This is a genomic window from Kosakonia sp. HypNH10, assembly GCF_029850615.1.
GTDB classification, from domain to species: Bacteria; Pseudomonadota; Gammaproteobacteria; order Enterobacterales; family Enterobacteriaceae; genus Kosakonia; species Kosakonia cowanii.
This window is the reverse complement of the sequence record NZ_JAOTIU010000001.1, coordinates 151,127-176,053: the sequence shown is the minus strand read 5'-3', so window position 1 is coordinate 176,053 and position 24,927 is coordinate 151,127. Positions and strand designations below refer to the sequence as shown.

The following is a 24,927-nucleotide window of genomic DNA, read 5'->3' as shown; positions in this document are numbered from 1 at the left end:
TGTTTACTTGTACAGTGTAGCAGGCTACTTCAGGTTAAAAAAGAAACATTTGGAAAGATCAGGCAAGTGCAGGTGGGAGAGAGAAGCTTGTGCCGCTTCGCTTAGCAGGCCTACAGCTTATCTGTAGGCCTGAGCGGGCGTCACGATTTACTGTTTTTTCCAGAAATCATCGAAAATGGTGATCGGCGGACGGCGCTTGTGCTCGGTCTTCACATACCAGCCCTCAATAATGCGGGCGGTTGCTTCATCCAGCGTTTTGCCTTCCAGATAATCGTCGATATTTTCGTAGGTTACGCCGAGTGCAGCTTCATCCGGCAGAGAAGGGCGGTCATCTTCCAGATCGGCGGTCGGTGCTTTTTTGTAGAGATGCTCCGGGCAGCCAAGGTGTGCCAGCAGCTGTTTGCCCTGACGCTTATTGAGGCGGAACAGCGGGTTAATATCGGTGCCGCCATCGCCATACTTGGTGTAGAAGCCGGTGACCGCTTCAGCCGCGTGGTCAGTTCCGACAACAATCCCTTTGCACATCCCGGCGATGCTGTACTGCGCTTTCATACGCTCGCGCGCTTTCTCATTCCCGCGCACAAAGTCGCTCAGTTCAATACCGGTATCGCGCAGCGCCTGCTCGCTTGCCAGCACCGACGCTTTGATATTGACGGTCAACACCCGGTCAGGTTTGATAAACGCAATGGCGTCCTGGCAATCCTGCTCATCCGCCTGCGCGCCGTAGGGCAGACGTACGGCGATAAACTGTAACTCGCTGTCGCCGCTCTCTTCACGCAGTTCCGAGATGGCTAACTGGGAGATTTTCCCCGCCAGCGTCGAGTCCTGGCCACCGCTGATGCCGAGCACCAGTGATTTGATAAAGGGATAGGTTTTCAGATACGTTTTCAGAAAATCCACGCTGCGGCGAACTTCTTCTTCGGCATTGATGGTTGGCTTGACGCCCAGTGCCTGAATAATCTCTTGTTGCAGAGCCATTAACCCCTCCGTTGTTGAATCCTGCTGTGCAGGTTGCAAATTGTTATTCATTAAAGCTAACCCCTTCGTGGGAAAACGACAAGGTTCACAGTTTTACGTGCCGTAATTTGCGCCGATTCAGGTCGTTTACGCACTTTTATTAGATTTTTCTGAAAGATATATCATTTTCTGTCCCGAGTTGAAAAATCCAATATTATATTCCAGGCTTAGTTAACACGCTGATACAGAAGCGGATACTAAAGAGGATGGAATATGAATAAGAATATCGCAGGAATTCTGGGCGCCGCAGCAGTACTGACTATGCTGGCAGGTTGTACCGCTTACGATCGCGCGAAAGATCAGGTTAGTCAGCCGGTCGTTAAAGATGTGAAAAAAGGGATGAGCCGCCAGCAGGTAATGCAGATTGCAGGCCGTCCGTCATCAGAAGTGAGCATGGTTCACGCTCGTGGTACCTGCCAGACCTATATCCTGGGCCAGCGTAACGGCAAAACTGAAACCTACTTCGTTGCACTGGACGAAACCGGTCACGTGCTGAACTCGGGTTATCAGACCTGTTCCGAATACGACACCGACCCGCAGGCACCGCAGCAGCAGTCTCAGCAGAAAAAACCTCTGCAGTAATTTTTTGATTTCGCCTGAGCAAACAAAAAACCGGCCAGCTGGCCGGTTTTTTTATGCCTTATGCCGGCACGTTATCGATCTTGCTGATACGTGACCAGACACGGTGCGCTGAAAGCTGCTCGATAAAATCCTCCACCAGCGCGGTCGAGGCGATATCGCCTTCGATAATGCCCTCTTCACCCTGCGGGTTGACGTGGATCACCCCTTTAAACTGGCGAGCGTCACCGGCAAGACCGATAGTCTTGAGGTGCTTATAGGCTTCCAGCAGGTAATATTTCGCATCGCCATTTTGCAGTAGCGTGCTGATATCGCCGCCGGGCACAAATACCCCATCGACCGTCAGCGACGGCGAACCGGCGAACGTTGCTGCCACCGGCAGGCGCGAGCCATCATCAGCCACTACTTCGCCCATGCGCGAGTAGAGCAGTTTGGCGTGCACGCCTTTATTCTTCAGCCCTTGCAACAGAGTCAGCACATCCTGTGCGCGAACATTGTCATGCAGTAGCACTGCGACCACACGGCCCTTCACATCGCCATCCGGAATGGCATACAGGCTGAGGGAGGGATCTTTCTCCACGCCGTTTACCGCAGGCGGCGGCGTAATGTTGCACTGCTCTTCCGTCAGGGTAATACCCAGGTTTTCCGCAACGGACTGCGCCAGGTTGACATCAATATGCGCCAGCAGGTCGACCACGCGCTCACGGATATAGGGACGCGCCACTTTGCTTAACTCAAAGCTGAAGGCATCGACGATATGGCGTTGTTCAAACGGCGTCTGGCTCAGCCAGAAGAGGCGCGGATGGGCGTAGTACTCACCAAATGAGGGGCTGCGCTCGCGCACTTTATGCCCCTCAACACGCTCCTGATAGCTCTCAAACCCGCCGCGTTTCGGCCCCGGCGGCGTTTCGCGCGGCCAGTTATCGTTGATCGAGTTCGGCTCATAGTTGGCCGGATTGGTGTCGATATCCATCCGGTGCATGCCGTCACGCTGGAAGTTGTGGTACGGGCAGGTCGGGCGGTTAATCGGAATTTCGTGGAAGTTCGGCCCGCCGAGACGGCTGATCTGCGTATCGGTATAGGAGAAGAGACGCCCCTGCAACAGCGGATCGTTGGTGAAATCCAGCCCCGGTACAATATGGCCCGGATGGAAGGCAACCTGTTCGTTTTCCGCAAAGAAGTTATCCGGGTTACGATTGAGCACCATTTTGCCGACCCGCTGCACCGGCACCAGCGCTTCCGGGATCAGTTTAGTCGGGTCGAGCAGGTCGAAATCAAACTTGAATTCGTCCTCTTCCGGGATCAGTTGCAGCCCCAGTTCATATTCCGGGTAGTCGCCCGCTTCAATCGCTTCCCACAGTTCACGGCGGTGGAAGTCCGGATCGCGCCCGGTCAGCTTCTGCGACTCGTCCCACACCAGCGAGGCTTTACCCGCCAGCGGTTTCCAGTGGAAGCGTACAAAGGTCGCTTTTCCTTCGGCGTTAATCAGGCGGAAGGTATGGATACCAAACCCTTCCATAGTGCGATAGCTGCGCGGAATGCCGCGGTCGGACATCGCCCACATCACGTTATGCAGCGTTTCCGGTTGCAGGGAGACGTAATCCCAGAAGGTGTCGTGTGCGCTCTGGCCCTGCGGAATAGCCCAGTGTGGCTCCGGTTTCACCGCATGGACAAAGTCGGGGAATTTGTGCGCATCCTGCAAGAAGAAGATCGGCGTGTTATTGCCGACCAGATCGAAGATACCCTCTTCGGTGTAGAACTTGGTGGCGAAACCGCGAATATCACGCACGGTATCCGCTGAACCGGCACCGCCCTGTACGGTCGAGAAGCGCACAAACACCGGGGTGATCTTCTCCGGGTCGGAGAGGAAATCGGCCTTGGTGACATCTTGCAGGCTGCGATAGGGCTGGAAGTAACCGTGCGCCGCCGAGCCGCGCGCGTGCACGATACGTTCAGGGATGCGCTCATGGTCAAAATGGGTGATCTTCTCGCGCAGGATAAAATCTTCCAGCAGCGTCGGGCCGCGCGAGCCTGCGCGCAACGAGTTCTGATCGTCGCTGATGCGCACGCCCTGGTTGGTAGTCAGCGCGGCATTCTCGCCGCCCTTGCGGAACGGCTCCAGCGCATTCAGTTTCTCATTGGCGGTATCGGGTGATTTCAGGCTGCCTGGTGCGGTGGGCTCTTCACCGGGTGCGGTCGGTTTTGGCGAAGGGCGGTGGGAATTATCGGATGGTGCGAGGGAATCCAGTCCCGGGCGGGCTTCGTTTTCATCATCAACCGGCGCGCGGGAAGGTTGCGTCTCTTTCTCATGCTGCGACATTGAACTCGTCTCCTGTTATCCATGACTAAAAAGGCAGGTTGTTGCCATTAACCCTTCTAACTATAGAACAATGTCCCGGTCGCGCCCGTTTACCGGCCGCGCCTGGAAAACGCGCAGAAGCTCACGCCGGGCGCGACGCGCGGGGTCACAATCGGCTATCATTGGATTTCGTGTGTGTGTGAAATTTGTCTTTAGTGAATGCATCGCTTATGAAAACGCTTCGTCAACAGAATCGAGTCATTATCAGCTATGTCCCGCGCGTCGAACCGGCGCCCCCCGATCATGCGTCAAAGGTCGAAGGTTATCGTGATGTCTGGAGGCTGCGCGCTAAATATGTCGCGTTTGTGTTGATGGGCGAGCATTTTCGCCGCTCGCCGACTTTCACTACGCCGGATGCGGCGCAGCGCTGGGCGACGCAGATGCGCCAGGAAGGCGAGATAGAGGAATAAAAAAACGCCTGCAGTGTGCAGGCGTTTTTGTTTTTATGCGGGAAGCTTAACGATGTGCCAGTTCGGCGTGCTCTTCGCTATCGAGAATGGTTTTATCCGTCTGCTTCAGCCACTGGCTGGTCAGCGTCCCGGCGGTCATTGAGCCGCTGACGTTCAGCGCGGTACGGCCCATATCGATCAGCGGTTCAACGGAGATCAGCAGCGCAACCAGCGTAACCGGCAGGCCAAGCGCCGGCAGCACAATCAGCGCGGCGAACGTTGCACCGCCGCCCACGCCCGCCACACCGGCAGAGCTGATGGTGACGATGCCGACCAGCGTTGCAATCCACATCGGATCCAGCGGGTTGATGCCAACTGTCGGCGCGACCATTACCGCCAGCATTGCCGGGTAGAGACCGGCGCAGCCATTCTGGCCGATAGTCGCGCCAAAGGAGGCGGAGAAGCTGGCGATCGACTCCGGTACGCCAAGGCGACGGGTCTGCGCTTCCACATTCAGCGGAATAGAGGCGGCGCTGGAGCGGCTGGTAAAGGCAAAGGTCAGCACCGGCCATACTTTACGGAAAAACTTCAGCGGGCTGACGCCATTCACGCCCAGCAGCACGCCATGTACCACGAACATAATGCCGAGGCCGAGGTAAGAGGCGATAACAAAGCTGCCCAGCTTGATAATGTCGTGGATGTTGGAGCCTGCGACCACTTTAGTCATCAGCGCCAGCACGCCGTAAGGTGTCAGCTGCATTACCAGACGTACCAGCTTCATCACCCAGCTCTGCAAGGTGTCGATGGCGGTCAGCACGCGCTGGCCCTTCGGCGCATCATCTTTCAGCAGCTTCAGCGCGGCAACGCCGAGGAAAGCGGCAAAGATAACGATACTGATGATCGACGTCGGGCTTGCGCCAGTCAAATCGGCAAACGGATTTTTCGGCACAAACGACAGCAGCAGCTGCGGCACGGTCAGATCGGCCAGTTTACCGACGTAGTTGCTCTGAATGGCGTTCAGACGCGCGGTTTCCGCGCTGCCCTGAACCAGCCCTTCAGCAGTGAGGCCAAACAGATTGGTCACCAGCACACCGACCAGCGCGGCGATAAGGGTGGTGAACAGCAGCGTGCCGATGGTAAGGAAACTGATTTTGCCCAGCTGCGACGCGTTGTGCAGACGCGCAACGGCGCTGAGGATCGAGGCGAAAACCAGCGGCATGACGATCATTTGCAGCAGTTGCACATAGCCGTTACCGACGACATTAAACCACTGAATAGACTCTTTCAGCACCGGATTATCGGCACCGTAAATGGCCTGCAGCGCGAGGCCGAACGCCACGCCAAGCCCGAGACCAACCAGTACTTTTTTTGCGAGGCTCCACTGTTTGTGGCGCGCCTGCGCCAGCAAAAGCAGCAGTGCTGCGAACACGACAACGTTCGCGATTAATGGAAAATTCATCCCCGTTCTCCTGATTTCATTATATTGATGACATCGAGGTCATCCTGTGGCGCAAGGTTAGCAGAAGTGCCCGGGGCGGCTTATATCCAAATGGAATGCTTTATAGCGAAGTGTTCGAAATCGACTATTTATCGTGCAGACTGGCGATCAATAAAGCGATTGAACTCATTTTGCAGGATATTTATCGCTTCAGATGACCAGCGGATTGCACCATTTTCGGGCAGGGTTTGCGGCATCCATACGGCATAGGTGAGCAGGGCCATGCAGAGCACACGCTCCATCTGATTACCTTTTTGCGACGCGAGGATCGGCAGGCGAAAACGCCAGCGGCAGGGCCACAGCAGCGGCACACCGGCGGGTGTGAGCATATCTGCAACGATATGGCTGAGATAGCCGACCACCATCCCCTGCAGCGCATCCGCCGGCAGGATCCAGCTGTCAGGCACTTTTAAGGCAAAGAGGGTAAGCGCAAGAAACACCGCCAGCAGGCTATGGGTGAAACCGCGGTGACCAAAGGCGCGCGCAACGGGTTTTGAGATCCACTTTAGCCGCTGTCCAAGGAAGGATTTCGGGTGATCGATGTCCGGCAGCAGGCAGGTGAGAATGGCTGAAGGCACAATATGCCACCAGTCGCCCTGTGCAAGCACGGGCGTCAATTCGGCATTCTTGGTAAACACCGCGCAGGCTATGGAGAAAAGCAGGTGTCCTTCCGCCGTCATGATCAAACTCGCTAAACTGTCGATGCATACAGTATAGGATGTTTGTACAGTAGGCGGAAGAGGTGACGGTGTAACTCTTTGTCACAATCCTGCTAATTTAACGCGCCAGCCAGCCGCCATCGACCGCCAGCGTGTAACCATTTATGTAGTCAGCCGCTGACGAGGCGAGAAAAACCGCCGCGCCCTGCAAATCCTCCGGCGTACCCCAGCGGCCAGCGGGAATGCGATCGAGGATCTCCTGATTACGTTCTGCATCTTCGCGCAGTTGCTGGGTATTGTTGGTTGCCATATAGCCGGGCGCAATCGCGTTGACGTTGATATTGTGCTTCGCCCACTCGTTGGCCAGCAGACGGGTCAGCCCCATCACGCCGCTTTTTGAGGCGGTGTAAGAGGGAACGCGAATGCCGCCCTGGTATGAAAGCATTGAGGCGATATTGATAATTTTGCCGCCGCTGCGCTGGGCGATAAATTGCCGGGCGACAGCCTGCGAGAGGAAGAAGAGCGATTTGAGGTTGAGATCCATCACCTCATCCCAATCCTTTTCACTGAAATCGATGGCGTCGCAGCGGCGGATCGTTCCGGCGTTATTGATGAGAATATCGAGGTGCCCCATCTTCGCTACCGCTTCATCGACAATCGACGTCAGCTGCTGCTGGTCGCGCAGGTCGGCCTGAATCGCATGAAAACGCCGACCAAGCGCCTCGACGCGTCGTGCCGTTTCATGAGGGATTTTCCGGTTAACACCGACAATATCGCAGCCCGCTTCCGCCAGCCCTGTTGCCATTCCCTGGCCCAGACCGGTATCGCATCCGGTTACAAGAGCCACTTTACCCGTTAGCTTAAAAGCATCCAGTATCATATCTACTCCGGCGTGATGTCATGTCGTGACGGGCGTCAATGCCTGCGGATCAGAATAGAAGGCGGGAGCGCAAAATACAAACAAATGAAATGATGTTTCAATATTTTTGTGATGCAGGAGCGGCTTTGCACCGCTCCTGCACATTTTTAACCGAGCAGATGGGCGGCAGTAAGTTGCTGCAAGCTTTCGAGTTTGACGTTCGCCAGCACATAGCGCGGATCGGCGCGATGCTCCTCATCAGGAACGACAATCGAACGCATACGTGCCGCTTTGCTGGCAATCATCCCGTTAACGGAATCCTCCAGCGCCACGCAGGCTAAGGGATCGACGCCGAGCTTCGCCGCGCAATCAAGATAAACCTGCGGGTGCGGTTTGCTGTAAGGCAGGCTCTCGGCGGAGGCCAGCGCATCGAAGCTGTCACGCAGGTCGAACATCGCCAGCACTTTGTCCAGCATATGCAGCGGCGATGCGGAGGCCAGCCCGACGCGCAGACCGTTCGCTTTGCAAAGCGCCAGCGCTTCACGCACGCCCGGCAGCAGCGGACGCTCTGCTTCTACCAGCGCAATAGCGCGCTCAATAATTTGTGCGGTCACTTGCTGGCGGGACGGGCCGCTCCACGGCTGTTGCGCATACCACAAATCAACCACCATATCGATGCGCAGGCCCAGCGTGTCAGGCAGCTCGCCGCGGCGCGAGATGTCGACGCCGAGGCTTGAGATCACCTCAAGTTCGGCGCGATCCCACAGCGGTTCCGAGTCAATTAATAAACCATCCATATCAAAAATTGCTGCAACTGTTTGGCGCGGGGCAGACATAACACCTCTCCGGTTAGCGAAATAAAACAGGGTGAAGGTAGTGAGTATGGCAATGCGTTCACCCTGGCGTCTTTAAAAATCAGGCGAAAATAGTTATCAGCAGGTAGACTAAGGCACAAACAGTGCGTCAACAACAAGGGGAATCCATGACGTATCAACAAGCTGGACGCATCGCCGTACTGAAACGCGTTCTGGGTTGGGTGATTTTTATTCCGGCCGTTATTTCGACCGTTATTTCGATCCTGAAGTTTATGTATGAGCATAGCGATAAACAGCCTGGTATTAATGCCGTGATGCTTGATTTCGCCCACGTGATGATTGAGATGATGCGGTTCAATACGCCATTCCTCAATCTCTTCTGGTACAACTCGCCGACGCCCCATTTTCAGCAGGGCCTGAACGTTCTCTTCTGGATTATCTTCGCCTTGATCTTTATTGGCCTGGCTTTACAGGCTTCCGGCGCGCGCATGAGCCGCCAGGCGCGCTTTGTGCGCGAAGGGGTGGAAAACCAGCTGATCCTCGAAAACGCCAAAGGCGATGAGGGGCTTAGCCGCGAGCAGATCGAAGCGCGCATTAACGTGCCAAACCACACCATTTTCCTGCAGATTTTCCCGCTCTATGTGCTGCCGGCGATCATTATCGTGGCGGGCTACTTCTTCTTTAAGCTGCTCGGCTTTCTGTAAAGTTACAGCGCCCGATGGCATTCGCGATCGGGCTTGTTAGCCTTTCACTTTTACGCGGCCAATACCCGATCCAGCGCCTTCTGTGCATTCATCAAATGTTCACCGCCGAAGAGAATGGCGCGGTTGAAAAGGGTGTAAAGCTGGTAAATCGGTTGGCGGTCAAGGAAGTCGGGCGGGAGCGGGGAGATGGACTGGTAACCGTCGTAGATCTGCGGCGGCTGATCCGGATGGAGGGGCAGCATCGCCAGATCGCACTCCCTGTCGCCCCAGTAGCAGGCGGGATCGTAAATATAGGGGCCGTCCGGGCCGAGCGCGCAGTTGGCGGACCAGAGATCGCCATGCAGTAAAGAGGCCTGCGGCTGGTGGCCAGCTAACCGCTGCTGAACATGCTCAACAATCGCGTCGATATTGCCGAACTGTAGCCCTTTCTCCGCTGCCAGCTCAAGCTGCCAGCCGATACGCTGCTCGGCAAAAAAGGTTGACCAGCGGCGCTGCCAGGCGTTGGGCTGCGGCGTGGTAGAGAGATCGTTATCGAAGTCGAGACCGAACTGCGGCTGATCGCTCCACTGATGGAGTCGGGCAAGCTGCTGACCCAGTAAAAAGGCGCTATGCACATCAAGCGGGCGGGCGTGAAGATACTCCATCACCAGGAAGCTGTAGTCGCGGTCGCTGCCGACTGCCCACACTTCAGGAACCCGTACCGTATTGCTGCGCGCCAGCAGCGCCAGCTGATCGGCTTCGGCAGTGAAGATGGGAAGCAGGGCGCGTTCATCACATTTAACGAAACAGTCGCGTCCTGCGTAACGTATGCGCCATGCAGCGTGAATTTCACCGCCCGGTAGCTCATCGCGTTGTTCAATTTCGCCTTCACCCAGTTGCTCGCTTAACAGACCACTTATCGCTTGCCACATGATATTTCTCCCATGTAATCAGCCAGATCATTAGGTTAGCGCACTAAAGCTGTGAAAAAATTCGACTTAACGCACACCAGGCGCACGCACGGCGCAGGATGGCACTTATTGCTCTTGTTGCCGCCACGTCTCCCAGGTGGAAACCGTAACGTCTGTTTTTCGCCCGACGGCACTTTCCGCCAGGCCGCTGGCAAGCTCATGAACCTCTTGCTCGTTTAAGGCGCTAATCAGGCCGAAGGTGTTGGTGCCGAGATCGTGCACCTTGCCATCGTCGTCCGCCATGGTGATAAGAAAGCCCGCAAGTGTAAAGTGGTTATTTAGCTCGTTAATGTCCGTTAACGTCTCATCGTGAAATTTCACCGTGACGACGTAGCGGGTGATGCCATCGTTACTCATATTTCACCTCGTTGTTAATGCAAATTTTTTTAGCATAGTCGGCGACAAATATTTGTCGACTGGATGCCAGAGATTCCGCTGCGCTTACGCACCGCGTAAATAGTCGTAGATCTTCTGCGTATCTTCACTGGCACACAGGCGGGTACCTTGATTGATGGTTGCTGCGCTGCCGGCCGCGACGCCGAAACGCACCATATCCTCGAGTGGGGCATCTTCGGCAAGCTTAAGCGTCATGGCACCGACCATGCTGTCGCCCGCGCCAACGGTGCTCTGGCTTTTCATTGGTGGCGGCACAACCTGCACATGGCCCTGTTGATCCACCCCCAGCGCGCCTTGCGGTCCGAGCGAGACCACCACGCGACGCGCTTTGCCGCTGGTAATGATCTCCTGCGCCGCGCGCAACACGTCATGGGGTTGGTTGAGTGGTCGGCCCACCAGCGCGCTGAGCTCTTTCTGGTTGGGTTTGACCAGTTCGATATTGCCAATCTCCAGCGCAGCGGCCAGCGCGTCGCCGGAGCTGTCGATAATGCAGCGGATCCCCTGTTTTTGCGCGACGGTAATCAACTGCGTCAGCTTTTCAAGCTGGACACCCGGCGGAAGACTGCCGCTGATGACCAGAATAGCGCCGCTCTCTATGGTCAGCACTTTCTCTTCAATCTGGCGGAACTCATCTTCGCTGAGGGCGGCACCGGGCATCACAAAGCGATACTGCTCGCCGCTCGCCTCGACGTGCACATGCAGGTTTTGTCGCGTCCAGTCGGCGGTCTGCACGCTGAGGGTCGGGACATGCTCATCGGCGAGCAGGGCAGTGAGGTGTTCGCCGGTTGCGCCGCCCGCCGGAAAAATCGCGGTGGCTTTTCCGCCGAGGTGGGCAATGGCGCGGGCAACATTAATGCCGCCGCCGCCCGGTTCAAATACCGGCGAGGTGCAACGGAGTTTTCCTTCCGGATAAATTTGCGGCGTTATTGTCGCGCTATCGAGGGATGGCGCGAGGGTAAGCGTATAAATCGGTACCATATTTGACCTCCTGTTACGTAGCGTGCAGTAAGCCTGGCACCATTTACAGTGAAGGGAAAGTAAATAACAGTATGATTTTAAATACGATATTATTTTTATAGTGATATTTCGGAATCTATAACAATTATTCTGAGATCTCTCTTATTCAAAAAATCAAATAAGATTTCATTGATATGTTTAAGCGGTCTTTTTATAATTTGTTACCTTTCTGCGGACCGTTGGTCATTGATCCATAAGAAAGTTTCCGGGACCGTGTTGGTCTCATTTACTGTACGGATTTAAAAAAATGAAGCTTTTTAAGACAGTACCCGCGCTGGTTATGGCTGCGGGCGTGCTTGCGTCGATGAATGCTGTCGCAGATGATACCGTTTTTACTGTCATGGATGACCCCGCCTCCGCGAAAAAACCGTTTGAAGGTAATGTCAACGGTGGCTATCTCGGTCAGTCAGGCAACACAAAGAGTTCCTCTTTGACGGCCGACTCTACCCTGACATGGTATGGCGATTCTACGGCCTGGTCCCTGTGGGGCAACGCCAGTAACACCTCGTCTAACGACGAACGTTCTTCCGAGAAGTATGCTGTCGGTGGCCGTAGCCGTTATAACATGACTGACTACGACTACCTGTTCGGCCAGGCGAGCTGGTTGACCGATCGCTACAACGGTTATCATGCCCGTGACATCGCTACCGCCGGTTATGGTCGTCAGTTCCTGAATGGTCCGGTTCACAGCTTCCGTCTCGAATTCGGTCCGGGTGTGCGTTATGACAAGTACACAAACGGCGATACCAAAACGACGGCGCTGGGCTACGCGTCTGGTACATACGCGTGGCAGTTCTCTGACAATGCGAAATTTACCCAGGGCGTTTCGGTATTTGGTGCGGACGATACTACCGTCAACTCCGAAACCGCGCTGAACGTGGCGATTAACTCCCACTTCGCGTTGAAGGTCGCCTACAACGTGACCTGGAACTCTGAGCCGCCGTCATCGGCACCGGATCATACCGATCGCAGAACGTCGATTACCTTAGGCTACAAAATTTAATTGGACGGGCCGGATTATCCGGCCCGTTTTTATTTACGTGAAGTGCGCAGTTCGCCAGTTAATTTTATTTAAGTCCGCTCCTGCATTTCTCTCCACATTTCCTCTTTAAGAAACATATTCAGTTTATTTGACACGAACGGCTAAATAAATTGACTGGGAAAAAGTGTGATCCAGATCTACAATTCTTGCTGTGGGCATTTTGCTGCCCGGCCAGTTAAATCTATTTAAGCAAGAGAATTTGATCATGAAAACAATCAAAACAACCGCAGCCGCGCTGGTTATTTCTGCGCTCTCTTTTAGCGTATTCGCGGCACAGCCTGCACAATCTACTAATCACGTCACCACCATCGAAGCGGGTTCAAACATGATCCCCGGTACGCATGCAGTAAACGGCTCTAACGCCGCTGCTTTTAATGCGCATACGCTGGTAGCCGGTGAGTGGGAATAAAGATTATTCTCAGCCGTTTCATCTGCTTATTTTAAAAACCGGATTATGTGGTACCGGTTTTTAAAGTTGGCAAGAGAGGTTTAGGAATGGGTTCTTTCTGACAGGTTATTTGCAAAAGGTGCGCTAATAACGCTTATTTCTGGTTGCGTTAAATCTCAGACTATCAACTACGCAGGAGCGAGAGAATATTCTCCGCCGCCTGGTTAGCCACTTTTAATACGGCATCCTGACCCTGCTGTAAAAGCTGCGCTTTCGCCATTTTGCTCGCTTCCAGCGCATAATCCGCATCTTCTATCCGGCTTCTTGCCGCCTGCGTGGCGACACTCTGCTGCGCCAGCACCGATTTGTTTGATTCAAAACGATTAATAAAAGCGCCATATTGCGCGCGGTAACCGCTCACTTTTTCCAGCGCCTGGTCGAGTTTGCCCATCGCCTTACCTGCGGTGGTTTCTGACAGCAGATCCGTGCCGGTTAAGCCGAGGGATTTAACATCCGCGGGCGTGGTCGGAATGGTCGTTGATTTGATCTCATCCCCGACAGTGGCACTGGTCACCACTTCCCACGGCCTGCTCTGCTTAGGCGGCTCTTTCGGCGTAATCGTCGGTTTTGGCAGCTCGCCCCAGGTCAGGTTGCTGGTAAAGGAGCCGCTCCCCACGACCATAACAACAAGATCTTCAGTAACATTATCAATCGTTAATCGCTCAAGGCGGTTCGCACCATTGCTGCCGTCATTGTAGGCCGCACCGGACTCATACCGATCGCCATCACCACTGTATTTGATGGTCATGCCATTGTAGGGGAGTGTCGAGCTGCCATTTAATGCCCAGGAAGAGCCTCCTTCAATCAGCAGCGAGTCATCGTAAGTGGCACCACTCTTGAAGCCGTTCGATGCAGTCAATACGCGGCTGGTCGCCTTTGCGGAATCGGTGATGCCGCGGCTTTTCCAGGTGTAATCCGGATCGCTGCCGTTAATCGGCGTGCCCGCCAGATGTTTACCGTCGCGCGTGAAGAGCTGAATGTCGTCATCCAGACCTAATGAGTCGATGGTAATAGCAATATTTTTCGCCCCCGCCGGAATATAGGCCAGCGAGACGATACCGGAACTGAACGAATAGTCCGTTCCGCTCACCGGAAATTTAGTACTCAGCGGCGGAACATCGCCGATAAGCGCTGGTGGAAGCTCCGGGGCGTCCGTTGCCAGGGGATAAGAGCCGAAAATCTCGGTGCCTTCGGAAATCGACTGAATGGTATCGAGAATACTTTTGTATTCGTTCTGGATACTTTGTCTGTCACTTTCAGAAAGCGTACTGTTACCGGCCTGGATAGCCAGACTTTTAGCGCGGATCAGCCGTTCGCTAATGGTGCTCAGGCCGCCATCGGCGGTCTGCGCCATGCTGATGGCGTCATCAAGCCCGCGGGAAACCACGGTGTCTGCGTTACTGTTTGAACGCATACGATTAGCGATGGCCTGGCCTGCCGCATCGTCTTTTGCGCCATTGATTCGTAAGCCTGACGATAAACGCTCAATTGACTCCTGCAGAGTCGATGAGGTTGTTTTGCGAACCGTCAGGTTCAAGCCCGTCATCTCGTTGTAATTGATCGCTTGCATTACCGTCGCTTTATCATTCAAACCACGAATGCTCTATTTATCGGCAACAGTAGCGGGTTTCTTTAAGGTAAATCGATAAGGAAATTTAACTTTGTGCAACTGTATAAAAAACAAGTCCTTTTACATTTTCGCTAAAGATTTGCAGTGTTGTGGCACACTTACAGGCAACTGCAATAAGGGTAGGCTGCGTGTTACTCAAGGCTTTCTAATGAAAAAAAACGGGGAGATGGGGCGGTATGGGCAAGTTAAATGATGCGGCGCTGTATGATGAGATGTGCCGGGTAGTGGGCAAGGTCGTGCTTGAGATGCGTGACCTGGGGCAGGAGCCTAAGCATATTGTTATCGCGGGTGTGGTGAGAACCATGCTGGCTAATCAGAGAATTAAACGTAGCGAACTGACAGAAGCGGCGATGGAAGAGGTGATCCGTGCCCTTGGTTTTGACGCCTGAGCCTGGTTTCAACAGGGCACGCATTGCTGCGTGCCCGGGAGAAGCGAAAGCCCTAGCGTCGTTTTCTCGGTGAAACCGGAAGGGTTTGTGAATATTTCACTTTGCTGTGTTTGTAGAAGGCAAAAATAACAATAGCAATCAACAGAATAATGGCTAAGATATAAACTATTACCATGATTTATCAGTGGGTTAGGGGTTGCTGGGAAGCCAAATAGACTGCTTCTACCCCTGTTGTGTCAAGATGTAAACGAAAAATCAGATAATACCTTCGTTGCGCAACCAGGCTAAATGGCGACTCTGCTCCATAGCGACGGAAAAGGGCGCAAAAATGATCCCCGTCACACTAGCCCTTTCAACGCCGATTGCAAATGTGTACTATTGTCGGGTACTTAACAGCAGCGGGTAAGGGTAAAGTGCGGTCATCACCGTTCGATACATATTCCGCAGAGTGAAGCGAGAAAACTTATCTAAGTTGCTGTTATATCTTTGAAATCTCATTTTGCATGTGCTCTTTCGTGTGGCGCACCACTGCAAATTAAGGAAATGAAATGCCTGTAATTACGCTTCCTGATGGCAGTCAACGCCATTATGACCACGCCGTAAGTCCCCTGGATGTTGCGCTTGATATTGGCCCTGGTCTGGCGAAAGCCTGCATTGCCGGGCGCGTCAATGGTGAACTGGTCGATGCTTCAGATATCATCGACAGTGATGCAAACCTTGCTATCATCACCGCAAAAGATGAGGAAGGGCTGGAGATTATCCGCCACTCCTGTGCGCATCTGTTGGGCCATGCGATCAAGCAGCTGTGGCCGCACACTAAAATGGCGATTGGTCCGGTTATCGACAATGGCTTCTATTATGACGTTGATCTCGACCACACTCTGACTCAGGAAGATATCGACGCGCTCGAAAAACGTATGCACGAGCTCGCCGAATCCAACTATGACGTTATCAAGAAGAAAGTGAGCTGGCAGGAAGCGCGTGAAACGTTTGTCGCACGCGGTGAAAACTACAAAGTCTCCATTCTTGATGAAAACATTGCCCATGATGACAAGCCTGGCTTGTATCATCATGAAGAATACGTCGATATGTGCCGTGGTCCGCACGTACCGAATATGCGTTTCTGCCACCACTTCAAACTGATGAAAACGGCGGGCGCTTACTGGCGCGGCGACAGCAACAACAAGATGCTGCAGCGTATTTACGGTACCGCATGGGCAGATAAAAAAGCGCTTAACGCCTATCTGCTGCGTCTGGAAGAAGCCGCAAAACGCGACCACCGTAAAATCGGTAAGCAGCTTGACCTGTACCATATGCAGGAAGAAGCGCCGGGTATGGTCTTCTGGCACAACGATGGCTGGACCATTTTCCGTGAACTGGAAACGTTCGTACGCTCTAAGCTGAAAGCGTATCAGTACCAGGAAGTGAAAGGCCCGTTTATGATGGACCGTGTGCTGTGGGAAAAAACCGGCCACTGGGACAACTACAAAGATGCTATGTTTACGACCTCGTCAGAGAATCGTGAGTACTGCATCAAACCGATGAACTGCCCGGGACATGTGCAGATTTTCAACCAGGGGTTGAAATCCTACCGCGACCTGCCGCTGCGTATGGCGGAGTTCGGTAGCTGCCACCGTAATGAACCTTCGGGCGCGTTGCACGGTCTGATGCGTGTGCGCGGCTTTACGCAAGATGATGCGCATATTTTCTGTACGGAAGAGCAGGTTCGCGATGAAGTGAACGCCTGCATCCGTATGGTCTACGATATGTACAGCACGTTTGGCTTCGAAAAAATCGTTGTTAAACTCTCCACCCGTCCCGAGAAACGTATCGGTAGTGACGAGATGTGGGATCGTGCTGAGGCGGATCTGGCAGTTGCGCTGGAAGAGAACAATATCCCATTTGAATATCAACTGGGTGAAGGCGCATTCTACGGTCCGAAAATTGAATTTACCCTTTATGACTGCCTCGATCGTGCATGGCAGTGCGGAACGGTACAGCTGGACTTCTCCCTGCCGGCTCGTCTGAACGCCTCTTATGTAGGCGAAAGCAACGAGCGTCAGGTTCCAGTTATGATTCACCGCGCAATTCTTGGGTCACTGGAGCGCTTTATCGGCATCCTGACTGAAGAGTTCGCAGGCTTCTTCCCAACCTGGCTTGCGCCGGTGCAGGTCGTGGTCATGAACATTACTGATTCACAGTCTGAATATGTCAACGAATTGACCCAGAAACTGCAAAATGCGGGCATTCGTGTAAAAGCAGACTTGAGAAACGAGAAGATAGGCTTTAAAATCCGCGAGCACACTTTACGTCGTGTCCCTTATATGCTTGTTTGTGGTGACAAAGAGGTTGAAGCCGGCAAAGTTGCTGTGCGTACCCGTCGCGGTAAAGACCTGGGTAGCCTTGACGTAAATGAAGTTATCGAGAAGCTGCAACAAGAGATTCGCAGCCGCAGTCTTAAACAACTGGAGGAATAAGGTATTAAAGGCGGAAAACGAGTTCAAACGGCGCGTCCCAATCGTATTAATGGCGAGATCCGCGCCCTGGAAGTTCGCTTAACTGGTCTGGAAGGCGAGCAGCTTGGTATTGTGAGTCTGCGAGAAGCTCTGGAAAAAGCTGAAGAAGCCGGGGTTGATTTAGTCGAAATTAGCCCTAACGCCGAGCCGCCCGTTTGCCGTATAATGGACTACGGCAAGTTCCTCTATGAAAAGAGCAAATCTTCTAAGGAACAGAAGAAGAAGCAAAAAGTTATTCAGGTCAAGGAAATCAAATTCCGACCTGGTACAGATGAAGGCGACTATCAGGTAAAACTCCGCAGCCTGATTCGCTTTCTTGAAGAGGGCGATAAGGCCAAGATCACGCTGCGTTTCCGCGGTCGTGAGATGGCCCACCAACAGATCGGTATGGAAGTGCTTAACCGCGTGAAAGAAGATCTGGTCGAACTGGCAGTTGTCGAATCCTTCCCTACGAAGATCGAAGGCCGCCAGATGATTATGGTGCTTGCTCCTAAGAAGAAACAGTAAGGCCATCAAGTAATTAAACCTGTGGGCCTCGTGCTCGCGGGTTTAGTTCGCCTTTGTTTCGTTTATTAACAATGCGAAGTGGAAATTGAAAAATGCCAAAGATCAAAACCGTACGCGGTGCTGCTAAGCGCTTCAAAAAAACCGGTAAAGGTGGTTTTAAGCACAAGCATGCTAACCTGCGTCATATTCTGACCAAAAAAGCTACCAAGCGTAAACGTCACCTGCGTCCGAAAGCCATGGTTTCTAAAGGCGATCTGGGCCTGGTCATCGCGTGCCTGCCGTACGCATAAGTCGTTAACCTTTTAACTTTTTAATTAGAATATACAGGAGAGCATATGGCTCGCGTAAAACGTGGTGTGATTGCACGTGCACGTCATAAGAAAATTTTGAAACAAGCTAAAGGCTACTACGGCGCGCGTTCACGCGTTTACCGTGTTGCCTTCCAGGCTGTTATCAAAGCTGGTCAGTACGCTTATCGTGACCGTCGTCAGAAAAAGCGTCAGTTCCGTCAGCTGTGGATTGCACGTATCAACGCAGCAGCACGTCAGAACGGTATTTCTTACAGCAAGTTCATCAACGGCCTGAAAAAAGCCTCTGTTGAAATTGACCGTAAGATCCTGGCTGACATCGCCGTATTCGACAAAGTGGCATTCTCTGCCCTGGTTGAAAAAGCGAAAGCAGCTCTGGCGTAAGCCAGTTTAAGAGAGGGAGCCTGGCTCCCTCTTTTGCTTTAACAGTATCAATACATTGACTTTTTGCCGTGATGCGTTTTCAATAGCCCATCGTCGCCACGTAGCCGATTAAGGTAATGCAAGCATGAATGCTGCTATTTTCCGCTTCTTTTTTTACTTTAGCACCTGAACCCAGGGGGCTTGCGCGTGAAAGAAGAAACGGAAAACAGCGCCAGAAAGCCTCCCTTGTGGAGGCTTTTTTTGTATCTGCCGCGTGTAAATATCGTCATATAACGAGGAAAACCATGTCACATCTCGCAGAGCTGGTTGCCAGTGCGAAGGCAGCCATTAACGATGCCTCAGATGTCGCCGCGCTGGACAACGTACGCGTCGAATATTTGGGTAAGAAAGGGCATCTGACCCTTCAGATGACCACCCTGCGTGAGCTGCCGCCAGAAGAGCGCCCGGCTGCCGGAGCGGTAATCAATGAAGCGAAAGAGCAGGTTCAGCAAGCGCTGAACGCGCGCAAAAACGATCTCGAAAGCGCTGCGCTGAATGCCCGCCTCGCCGCTGAGACCATCGATGTCTCCCTGCCGGGCCGTCGTATTGAAAATGGCGGTCTGCACCCGGTGACGCGTACCATCGATCGTATCGAGAGCTTCTTCGGTAAGCTGGGCTTTACCGTCGCCACCGGGCCGGAGATCGAAGACGATTACCACAACTTTGACGCGCTGAACATTCCGGGTCACCACCCGGCGCGTGCCGATCACGACACCTTCTGGTTCGACGCTACGCGTCTGCTGCGTACCCAGACTTCAGGCGTACAGATCCGCACCATGGAGCACCAGCAGCCGCCGATTCGCATTATTGCCCCTGGCCGCGTCTACCGTAACGACTACGATCAGACCCACACCCCGATGTTCCATCAGATGGAAGGGCTGATCGTTGATAAAAACATCAGCTTTACCAACCTGAAAGGGACGCTGCACGACTTCCTGCGTAACTTCTTTGAAGAGGATCTGCAAATCCGCTTCCGTCCCTCCTACTTCCCGTTCACCGAACCCTCCGCCGAAGTGGATGTGATGGGTAAAAACGGTAAATGGCTGGAAGTGCTGGGTTGTGGCATGGTCCACCCGAATGTGCTGCGTAACGTTGGCATCGACCCGGAAATCTACTCCGGTTTCGCATTTGGCATGGGGATGGAGCGTCTCACCATGCTGCGCTACGGTGTGACAGATCTGCGCGCATTCTTCGAAAACGATTTGCGTTTCCTCAAACAGTTTAAATAAGGGCAGGCGAAACAATGAAATTCAGTGAACTGTGGTTACGCGAATGGGTGAACCCAGCGGTTGATAGCGAAGCGCTCTCCGGGCAGATCACCATGGCTGGTCTGGAAGTGGACGGCGTTGAACCGGTCGCCGGCGCGTTTCATGGCGTGGTGGTTGGCGAAGTGATGGAGTGCGCTCAGCACCCGAACGCTGACAAACTGCGCGTAACAAAAGTGAATGTGGGCGGCGATCGCCTGCTGGATATCGTCTGCGGCGCGCCGAACTGCCGTCTCGGGCTGAAAGTGGCCGTAGCGACAGTCGGCGCGGTACTGCCAGGCGATTTCAAAATCAAAGCGGCGAAACTGCGCGGCGAACCCTCCGAAGGGATGCTCTGCTCCTTCTCCGAACTCGGTATTTCCGACGATCACAACGGCATCATTGAACTGCCGGCAGATGCGCCGATCGGCACCGATATTCGTGAATACCTGAAGCTTGACGACAACACTATCGAAATCAGCGTTACGCCAAACCGTGCCGATTGCCTGGGCATTATCGGCGTGGCTCGCGACGTTGCGGTGCTGAATAAATCCCCGCTGAACGAGCCAGAAATTGCGCCCGTTGCTGCAACCATTAACGATACGCTGCCGATCGTAGTGGAAGCGAAAGAGGCCTGTCCGCGTTACCTTGGCCGCCTGGTCAAAGGTATCAACGTCAGCGCGCCGACGCCGCTGTGGATGAAAGAGAAGCTGCGTCGCTGCGGCATTCGTTCAATCGATGCGGTAGTCGATGTCACTAACTACGTTCTGCTTGAGCTCGGCCAGCCGATGCACGCCTTCGACAGCGATCGCCTTGAAGGCGGCATCGTGGTGCGTATGGCGAAAGAGGGCGAAACGCTGGTGCTGCTTGATGGCAACGAAGCGAAACTGAGTGCCGACACGCTGGTGATTGCAGACCAGAAAAACGCGCTGGCGATGGGCGGTATCTTCGGCGGTGAACACTCCGGTGTGAACAGCGAAACGCAAAACGTCCTGCTGGAGTGCGCCTTCTTTAACCCGCTCTCCATTACCGGTCGCGCACGTCGTCACGGTCTGCATACCGATGCTTCTCACCGCTACGAGCGCGGCGTCGATCCGCAGCTGCAATACAAAGCGATGGAGCGTGCTACGCGCCTGCTGCTGGATATTTGCGGCGGTGAAGCAGGCCCGGTCATTGACGTTACTGATGAAGCGTCACTGCCGAAACGTGCCGCTATTCGCCTGCGTCGCAGCAAGCTGGATCGTCTGATTGGTCATCACATTGCCGATGAGCAGGTGAGCGATATTCTGACCCGTCTTGGCTGCGAAGTGACCGCAGGCCAGGATGAGTGGCTGGCGGTTGCGCCGAGCTGGCGTTTCGATATGGAGATCGAAGAGGACCTGGTGGAAGAGGTTGCCCGTGTTTACGGTTACAACAATATTCCTGACGAGCCGGTGCAGGCCGGGCTGGTGATGGGCGAACATCGCGAAGCCAACTTGTCCCTTAAGCGAGTGAAAACTATGCTTAACGACAAAGGCTACCAGGAAGTGATCACCTACAGCTTCGTTGATCCGAAACTGCAGCAGTTGATCCACCCGGGCGAAGAAGCGCTGGTGCTGCCAAGCCCAATTTCCAGCGAAATGTCGGTGATGCGTCTCTCACTGTGGACTGGTCTGCTGGGCACCATTGTCTATAACCAGAACCGTCAGCAGAGCCGTGTACGCATTTTCGAAACCGGTCTGCGTTTCGTGCCGGATACCCAGGCGAACCTCGGCATCCGTCAGGACGTGATGCTGGCGGGCGCTATCTGCGGAAACCGTTATGAAGAGCACTGGGACCTGGCGAAAAACAGCGTTGACTTCTTCGACCTGAAAGGCGATCTGGAGTCTGTGCTCGAGCTGACCGGCAAATTAGGCGCTATCGAATTCCGCGCAGAGACCAATCCGGCGCTGCATCCGGGTCAATCTGCCGCGATTTATCTGAAAGATAAACGCATTGGCTTTATCGGCGTGGTGCATCCGGAGCTGGAGCGTAAGCTTGATCTGAACGGCCGTACGCTGGTGTTTGAACTGGAGTGGAATGCCCTCGCAGACCGCGCCGTGCCTCAGGCTCAGGAGATTTCTCGCTTCCCGGCGAACCGCCGCGACATCGCTGTTGTGGTCAATGAAAATGTACCCGCAGCAGATGTTTTGGCTGAATGTAAGAAAGTTGGCGCAAATCAGGTAGTTGGCGTAAACTTGTTTGACGTGTACCGCGGTAAGGGCGTCGTGGAAGGGTCGAAAAGCCTTGCCATCAGTCTGATCCTTCAGGATACCGGCCGTACACTCGAAGAAGAGGAGATTGCCGCTACCGTTGCCAGATGTGTAGAGGCATTAAAAGAGCGATTCCAGGCATCATTGAGGGATTGAACCTATGGCGCTTACAAAAGCTGAAATGTCAGAATATCTGTTTGATAAGCTTGGGCTTAGCAAGCGGGACGCAAAAGAGCTGGTAGAGCTGTTTTTCGAAGAGATCCGTCGCGCTCTGGAAAATGGTGAGCAGGTCAAACTCTCCGGCTTCGGCAACTTTGATTTGCGTGACAAGAATCAACGTCCGGGCCGTAACCCAAAAACCGGCGAAGATATTCCCATTACAGCACGGCGCGTGGTGACCTTCAGACCCGGCCAGAAGTTAAAGAGCCGCGTTGAAAACGCTTCGCCCAAAGCTGAATGATTTTTTTGCACTAACCAAAAAGGCCGCCTCGCGGCCTTTTTTCTTTTCAGCATTCGCTATCCCTCTTAGAATCAGTCACCTGGCTGATGAGTAAACGTGAAACCATGCTGGCATATGCCCATCTTCAACAGCACCACAATCGCCGCTGGCTCGGCGCGCTGGCGCTGCTTTTACTGCTTGCGCTGACCTTGAGCCTTTGCGCAGGCGAGCAGTGGATAGCCCCCGACCGCTGGTTCACCCCTGAGGGTGAGCTTTTTGTCTGGCAGATACGCTTACCGCGCACTCTTGCCGTGCTGCTGGTCGGTGCCGCACTGGCGCTGTGCGGTGCCACCATGCAGGCTTTATTTGAAAACCCGCTGGCAGAGCCAGGGCTGCTTGGCGTCTCGAGCGGCGCGGGCGTAGGCTTGGTTGCGGCGGTATTTCTCGGCGGCGGTATGTTGCCCGGCTGGGCGCTCGGCCTCTGCGCTATTGCCGGTGCGCTGACGGTGACGCTTATCCTGCTGCGTTTTGCGCGCCGCCATCTTTCCACGAGTCGCTTACTGCTTGCCGGTGTGGCGCTCGGCATTATCTGCACCGCTTTAATGACCTGGGCGGTCTACTTCTCCACCTCGCTTGATTTACGCCAGTTGATGTACTGGATGATGGGCGGCTTTAGCGGCGTCGACTGGCAGCAGGGCTGGCTGATGGCAGCACTCCTGCCGGTAATGGTGTGGGTCTGCCTGCAATCCACAGCGCTGAATGTGTTAGCGCTGGGTGAAATCTCTGCCCGTCAGTTGGGGCTGCCGCTCTGGTTATGGCGTAATCTGCTGGTGGCGGCCACCGGCTGGATGGTGGGCGTCAGCGTGGCGATTGCCGGGGCTATCGGCTTTATCGGGCTCGTTATCCCACATATTTTGCGCTTATGTGGCTTAAGCGATCATCGCGTTCTGCTCCCGGGCTGCGCACTGGCGGGCGCGGTCGCGTTGCTGTTTGCGGATATTGTCTCGCGCCTCGCGCTCAGCGCCGCAGAGCTGCCGATAGGCGTTGTAACATCGACACTAGGTGCGCCGGTGTTTATCTGGCTATTATTGAGGGTCGGGCGCTAAGCCCGTCACTCATCACATTCATTAAGGGGATGTTATGCAACAGAATATTCTGGATACCGAAGTCACCACCATTGATGGCGAAAAGAGCTCGCTCAGCGCCTGGCGCGGCAAAGTGCTTTTGGTGGTTAACGTTGCGTCAAAATGTGGCCTGACGCCGCAGTACGAGCAGCTGGAAAACCTGCAGAAAGCGTGGGAAGGGGAAGGTTTTAGCGTGCTGGGCTTCCCGTGCAACCAGTTCCTCGGGCAGGAGCCGGGTTCGGAAGAGGAGATCAAAACCTTCTGTAGCACCACCTATGGCGTCACCTTTCCGCTTTTCAGCAAGATCGACGTCAATGGCGACGCGCGCCATCCTCTCTATGAAAAACTGATTGCTGCCGCGCCGACCGCACTCGCACCGGCAGATAGCGAATTTTATGAGCGCATGGTCAGCAAAGGCCGCGCACCGCAGGCACCGGGCGATATCTTATGGAACTTCGAAAAGTTCCTGATTGGCCGCGACGGCCAGGTCATTCAGCGCTTTTCACCCGATATGACGCCGGACGATCCGCTGCTGGTCAACGCCATTAAGCAGGCCGTCTCGAAGTAATGTCGACGCTGATGCAGCTACAGGAGGTTGCTGAGCCGGGCAGGCTGGAGCCGATGAGCGTGTCACTTCCCCACGGGCAGATCGTGCATCTTGTCGGGCCGAACGGGGCAGGGAAGAGCACGCTTTTGATGCGTATCGCCGGGCTGTCCAGCGGGCCGGGTAAGGTTACCTTTGGCGGACAACTGCTTGAGCAGTGGTCAGCGACGGCGCTGGCCCGGCATCGCGCCTACCTGGCTCAACAGCAGAGTGCACCCTTTGCTATGCCAGTGTGGCACTACCTGTCGCTGCATCAGCCTGACAAAAGCCAGCACGCCCTGCTGACACACATTGCCGGTCAGCTTGGCCTGCACGATAAGCTGGCGCGGGCAACCAACCAGCTCTCCGGCGGCGAGTGGCAACGGGTGCGCCTGGCGGCGGTGATTTTGCAGATTCACCCGCAGGGTAACGAACGCGGGCAGCTGTTGCTGCTGGATGAGCCGATGAACAGCCTCGATGTGGCGCAGCAGGCGGCGCTGGATGGGGTGATTGGTGAGCTGGTCAGCGCTGGTATTTCGGTGGTAATGAGCAGCCACGATCTCAATCATACGCTGCGCCAGGCCCATCAGGTCTGGCTATTACGTGAGGGAAAGTTACTGGCGAGCGGCACAAAAGCGCAGGTGATGACACCTGCGCATCTGGCTGACGCCTACGGCATGGCTTTCCAGCAGGTTGAGGTGGAAGGCCACCGAATGCTGATCCCGGCCATGTGACGCAATGGTGACTTGCCACAGCGCGCGCTCCCACTGTAGATTAATCCGATAAAAAGAGATAACGAGG

General features: G+C 54.4%; 27 protein-coding genes and 1 other annotated feature. Of the genes, 17 read left to right on the top strand and 10 right to left on the bottom strand.

What is annotated here, in order from left to right; all coding sequences use genetic code 11:
• Window positions 1–147: 147 nt before the first annotated feature.
• Window positions 148–978 (bottom strand): ammonia-dependent NAD(+) synthetase, encoded by an 831-nt coding sequence (gene nadE / locus N7V53_RS00870; protein WP_023481665.1) that lies wholly within the window; start codon window positions 976–978, stop codon window positions 148–150.
• 252 nt (window positions 979–1,230) lie between these two features.
• On the opposite strand from nadE, the gene osmE reads away from it, so the two are divergent.
• Window positions 1,231–1,599 carry an osmotically-inducible lipoprotein OsmE gene (osmE, locus tag N7V53_RS00865; protein WP_023481703.1) on the top strand — a complete coding sequence of 123 codons (369 nt, stop codon included), beginning with the start codon at window positions 1,231–1,233 and terminating at the stop codon, window positions 1,597–1,599.
• A gap of 58 nt (window positions 1,600–1,657) precedes the next feature.
• On the opposite strand, the gene katE is transcribed toward osmE, so the two are convergent.
• Window positions 1,658–3,916, bottom strand: coding sequence for a catalase HPII (katE, locus tag N7V53_RS00860; protein ID WP_023481496.1), 2,259 nt, complete (start codon window positions 3,914–3,916; stop codon window positions 1,658–1,660).
• 194 nt (window positions 3,917–4,110) lie between these two features.
• Between katE and cedA the strand changes: the two genes are divergently transcribed.
• Window positions 4,111–4,365 (top strand): cell division activator CedA, encoded by a 255-nt coding sequence (gene cedA, locus N7V53_RS00855; RefSeq protein ID WP_270220779.1) that lies wholly within the window; start codon window positions 4,111–4,113, stop codon window positions 4,363–4,365.
• A gap of 46 nt (window positions 4,366–4,411) precedes the next feature.
• On the opposite strand, the gene N7V53_RS00850 is transcribed toward cedA, so the two are convergent.
• From N7V53_RS00850 to hxpB, 4 genes are all read right to left on the bottom strand, one after another.
• Window positions 4,412–5,803: an L-cystine transporter gene (locus N7V53_RS00850; protein WP_023481542.1), complete on the bottom strand. Its 1,392-nt coding sequence runs from the start codon at window positions 5,801–5,803 to the stop codon at window positions 4,412–4,414.
• A gap of 128 nt (window positions 5,804–5,931) precedes the next feature.
• Window positions 5,932–6,522 carry a metal-dependent hydrolase gene (locus N7V53_RS00845; protein WP_279791583.1) on the bottom strand — a complete coding sequence of 197 codons (591 nt, stop codon included), beginning with the start codon at window positions 6,520–6,522 and terminating at the stop codon, window positions 5,932–5,934.
• Between the two features lie 97 nt (window positions 6,523–6,619).
• Window positions 6,620–7,381, bottom strand: a complete 762-nt coding sequence (gene kduD, locus N7V53_RS00840) for a 2-dehydro-3-deoxy-D-gluconate 5-dehydrogenase KduD (RefSeq protein WP_023481745.1) — start codon at window positions 7,379–7,381, stop codon at window positions 6,620–6,622.
• 146 nt (window positions 7,382–7,527) lie between these two features.
• The gene (hxpB, locus tag N7V53_RS00835) at window positions 7,528–8,196 is read right to left on the bottom strand and encodes a hexitol phosphatase HxpB (protein ID WP_279791579.1); all 669 of its coding nucleotides are present in this window, start codon (window positions 8,194–8,196) and stop codon (window positions 7,528–7,530) included.
• A gap of 146 nt (window positions 8,197–8,342) precedes the next feature.
• On the opposite strand from hxpB, the gene N7V53_RS00830 reads away from it, so the two are divergent.
• Window positions 8,343–8,879, top strand: coding sequence for a YniB family protein (locus tag N7V53_RS00830; protein WP_279791577.1), 537 nt, complete (start codon window positions 8,343–8,345; stop codon window positions 8,877–8,879).
• Between the two features lie 50 nt (window positions 8,880–8,929).
• Here the strand turns inward: N7V53_RS00830 and N7V53_RS00825 are convergent, their stop codons facing one another.
• From N7V53_RS00825 to pfkB, 3 genes are all read right to left on the bottom strand, one after another.
• On the bottom strand, window positions 8,930–9,790 hold the full coding sequence (locus N7V53_RS00825) for a fructosamine kinase family protein (protein WP_124968493.1): 861 nt from the start codon (window positions 9,788–9,790) through the stop codon (window positions 8,930–8,932).
• 105 nt (window positions 9,791–9,895) lie between these two features.
• On the bottom strand, window positions 9,896–10,186 hold the full coding sequence (gene ghoS, locus N7V53_RS00820; RefSeq protein WP_124968492.1) for a type V toxin-antitoxin system endoribonuclease antitoxin GhoS: 291 nt from the start codon (window positions 10,184–10,186) through the stop codon (window positions 9,896–9,898).
• A gap of 84 nt (window positions 10,187–10,270) precedes the next feature.
• On the bottom strand, window positions 10,271–11,203 hold the full coding sequence (gene pfkB / locus N7V53_RS00815) for a 6-phosphofructokinase II (protein WP_279791574.1): 933 nt from the start codon (window positions 11,201–11,203) through the stop codon (window positions 10,271–10,273).
• 286 nt (window positions 11,204–11,489) lie between these two features.
• Between pfkB and N7V53_RS00810 the strand changes: the two genes are divergently transcribed.
• Window positions 11,490–12,245: a DUF481 domain-containing protein gene (locus N7V53_RS00810; RefSeq protein ID WP_023481849.1), complete on the top strand. Its 756-nt coding sequence runs from the start codon at window positions 11,490–11,492 to the stop codon at window positions 12,243–12,245.
• A 244-nt stretch (window positions 12,246–12,489) separates the two neighbouring features.
• Window positions 12,490–12,693, top strand: coding sequence for a hypothetical protein (locus N7V53_RS00805; RefSeq protein ID WP_023481611.1), 204 nt, complete (start codon window positions 12,490–12,492; stop codon window positions 12,691–12,693).
• 163 nt (window positions 12,694–12,856) lie between these two features.
• Here the strand turns inward: N7V53_RS00805 and N7V53_RS00800 are convergent, their stop codons facing one another.
• Window positions 12,857–14,302: a flagellin gene (locus N7V53_RS00800; RefSeq protein WP_279791572.1), complete on the bottom strand. Its 1,446-nt coding sequence runs from the start codon at window positions 14,300–14,302 to the stop codon at window positions 12,857–12,859.
• A gap of 236 nt (window positions 14,303–14,538) precedes the next feature.
• Between N7V53_RS00800 and fumD the strand changes: the two genes are divergently transcribed.
• The 12 genes from fumD (at window position 14,539) to btuD (ending at window position 24,860) form a co-directional block, all read left to right on the top strand.
• Window positions 14,539–14,751 carry a fumarate hydratase FumD gene (fumD, locus tag N7V53_RS00795; protein ID WP_023481640.1) on the top strand — a complete coding sequence of 71 codons (213 nt, stop codon included), beginning with the start codon at window positions 14,539–14,541 and terminating at the stop codon, window positions 14,749–14,751.
• Window positions 14,752–15,299: 548 nt separating this feature from the next.
• Entirely contained in the window at window positions 15,300–17,228 is a 1,929-nt protein-coding gene (thrS, locus tag N7V53_RS00790; protein WP_023481648.1) for a threonine--tRNA ligase, read from the top strand.
• Between the two features lie 3 nt (window positions 17,229–17,231).
• Window positions 17,232–17,774 (top strand): translation initiation factor IF-3, encoded by a 543-nt coding sequence (gene infC / locus N7V53_RS00785; RefSeq protein WP_071789579.1) that lies wholly within the window; start codon window positions 17,232–17,234, stop codon window positions 17,772–17,774.
• 92 nt (window positions 17,775–17,866) lie between these two features.
• Window positions 17,867–18,064: a 50S ribosomal protein L35 gene (gene rpmI, locus N7V53_RS00780; protein WP_001124225.1), complete on the top strand. Its 198-nt coding sequence runs from the start codon at window positions 17,867–17,869 to the stop codon at window positions 18,062–18,064.
• Window positions 18,065–18,109: 45 nt separating this feature from the next.
• A complete protein-coding gene (gene rplT, locus N7V53_RS00775) occupies window positions 18,110–18,466 on the top strand; it encodes a 50S ribosomal protein L20 (RefSeq protein WP_007374646.1) in 357 nt (118 codons plus the stop codon).
• A 119-nt stretch (window positions 18,467–18,585) separates the two neighbouring features.
• Window positions 18,586–18,710, top strand: a sequence feature (Phe leader region).
• Window positions 18,591–18,635: a pheST operon leader peptide PheM gene (gene pheM / locus N7V53_RS00770; protein ID WP_001386830.1), complete on the top strand. Its 45-nt coding sequence runs from the start codon at window positions 18,591–18,593 to the stop codon at window positions 18,633–18,635. It overlaps the preceding feature by 45 nt.
• Before the next feature lie 40 nt (window positions 18,711–18,750).
• On the top strand, window positions 18,751–19,734 hold the full coding sequence (gene pheS, locus N7V53_RS00765) for a phenylalanine--tRNA ligase subunit alpha (RefSeq protein WP_279791570.1): 984 nt from the start codon (window positions 18,751–18,753) through the stop codon (window positions 19,732–19,734).
• Window positions 19,735–19,748: 14 nt separating this feature from the next.
• The gene (gene pheT, locus N7V53_RS00760) at window positions 19,749–22,136 is read left to right on the top strand and encodes a phenylalanine--tRNA ligase subunit beta (RefSeq protein WP_279791569.1); all 2,388 of its coding nucleotides are present in this window, start codon (window positions 19,749–19,751) and stop codon (window positions 22,134–22,136) included.
• Between the two features lie 4 nt (window positions 22,137–22,140).
• Window positions 22,141–22,440, top strand: coding sequence for an integration host factor subunit alpha (gene ihfA, locus N7V53_RS00755; RefSeq protein WP_006820203.1), 300 nt, complete (start codon window positions 22,141–22,143; stop codon window positions 22,438–22,440).
• A gap of 104 nt (window positions 22,441–22,544) precedes the next feature.
• A complete protein-coding gene (gene btuC, locus N7V53_RS00750) occupies window positions 22,545–23,525 on the top strand; it encodes a vitamin B12 ABC transporter permease BtuC (RefSeq protein WP_279792692.1) in 981 nt (326 codons plus the stop codon).
• Window positions 23,526–23,559: 34 nt separating this feature from the next.
• Window positions 23,560–24,111, top strand: coding sequence for a glutathione peroxidase (locus N7V53_RS00745; RefSeq protein ID WP_023481448.1), 552 nt, complete (start codon window positions 23,560–23,562; stop codon window positions 24,109–24,111).
• On the top strand, window positions 24,111–24,860 hold the full coding sequence (gene btuD / locus N7V53_RS00740) for a vitamin B12 ABC transporter ATP-binding protein BtuD (RefSeq protein WP_279791568.1): 750 nt from the start codon (window positions 24,111–24,113) through the stop codon (window positions 24,858–24,860). Before N7V53_RS00745 ends, btuD begins: the two co-directional genes overlap by 1 nt.
• The last annotated feature ends 67 nt before the right edge of the window (window positions 24,861–24,927 follow it).

Coding starts and splice junctions, on each gene's coding strand:
- pfkB (WP_279791574.1), bottom strand. CDS start 11,203: ATGGTACCGATTTATACGCTTACCCTCGCGCCATCCCTCGATAGCGCG.
- N7V53_RS00850 (WP_023481542.1), bottom strand. CDS start 5,803: ATGAATTTTCCATTAATCGCGAACGTTGTCGTGTTCGCAGCACTGCTG.
- ghoS (WP_124968492.1), bottom strand. CDS start 10,186: ATGAGTAACGATGGCATCACCCGCTACGTCGTCACGGTGAAATTTCAC.
- rplT (WP_007374646.1), top strand. CDS start 18,110: ATGGCTCGCGTAAAACGTGGTGTGATTGCACGTGCACGTCATAAGAAA.
- thrS (WP_023481648.1), top strand. CDS start 15,300: ATGCCTGTAATTACGCTTCCTGATGGCAGTCAACGCCATTATGACCAC.
- N7V53_RS00845 (WP_279791583.1), bottom strand. CDS start 6,522: ATGACGGCGGAAGGACACCTGCTTTTCTCCATAGCCTGCGCGGTGTTT.
- katE (WP_023481496.1), bottom strand. CDS start 3,916: ATGTCGCAGCATGAGAAAGAGACGCAACCTTCCCGCGCGCCGGTTGAT.
- hxpB (WP_279791579.1), bottom strand. CDS start 8,196: ATGTCTGCCCCGCGCCAAACAGTTGCAGCAATTTTTGATATGGATGGT.
- N7V53_RS00830 (WP_279791577.1), top strand. CDS start 8,343: ATGACGTATCAACAAGCTGGACGCATCGCCGTACTGAAACGCGTTCTG.
- rpmI (WP_001124225.1), top strand. CDS start 17,867: ATGCCAAAGATCAAAACCGTACGCGGTGCTGCTAAGCGCTTCAAAAAA.
- N7V53_RS00805 (WP_023481611.1), top strand. CDS start 12,490: ATGAAAACAATCAAAACAACCGCAGCCGCGCTGGTTATTTCTGCGCTC.
- ihfA (WP_006820203.1), top strand. CDS start 22,141: ATGGCGCTTACAAAAGCTGAAATGTCAGAATATCTGTTTGATAAGCTT.
- btuC (WP_279792692.1), top strand. CDS start 22,545: ATGCTGGCATATGCCCATCTTCAACAGCACCACAATCGCCGCTGGCTC.
- N7V53_RS00800 (WP_279791572.1), bottom strand. CDS start 14,302: ATGCAAGCGATCAATTACAACGAGATGACGGGCTTGAACCTGACGGTT.
- N7V53_RS00810 (WP_023481849.1), top strand. CDS start 11,490: ATGAAGCTTTTTAAGACAGTACCCGCGCTGGTTATGGCTGCGGGCGTG.
- nadE (WP_023481665.1), bottom strand. CDS start 978: ATGGCTCTGCAACAAGAGATTATTCAGGCACTGGGCGTCAAGCCAACC.
- pheT (WP_279791569.1), top strand. CDS start 19,749: ATGAAATTCAGTGAACTGTGGTTACGCGAATGGGTGAACCCAGCGGTT.
- osmE (WP_023481703.1), top strand. CDS start 1,231: ATGAATAAGAATATCGCAGGAATTCTGGGCGCCGCAGCAGTACTGACT.
- N7V53_RS00825 (WP_124968493.1), bottom strand. CDS start 9,790: ATGTGGCAAGCGATAAGTGGTCTGTTAAGCGAGCAACTGGGTGAAGGC.
- fumD (WP_023481640.1), top strand. CDS start 14,539: ATGGGCAAGTTAAATGATGCGGCGCTGTATGATGAGATGTGCCGGGTA.
- btuD (WP_279791568.1), top strand. CDS start 24,111: ATGTCGACGCTGATGCAGCTACAGGAGGTTGCTGAGCCGGGCAGGCTG.
- kduD (WP_023481745.1), bottom strand. CDS start 7,381: ATGATACTGGATGCTTTTAAGCTAACGGGTAAAGTGGCTCTTGTAACC.
- pheS (WP_279791570.1), top strand. CDS start 18,751: ATGTCACATCTCGCAGAGCTGGTTGCCAGTGCGAAGGCAGCCATTAAC.
- N7V53_RS00745 (WP_023481448.1), top strand. CDS start 23,560: ATGCAACAGAATATTCTGGATACCGAAGTCACCACCATTGATGGCGAA.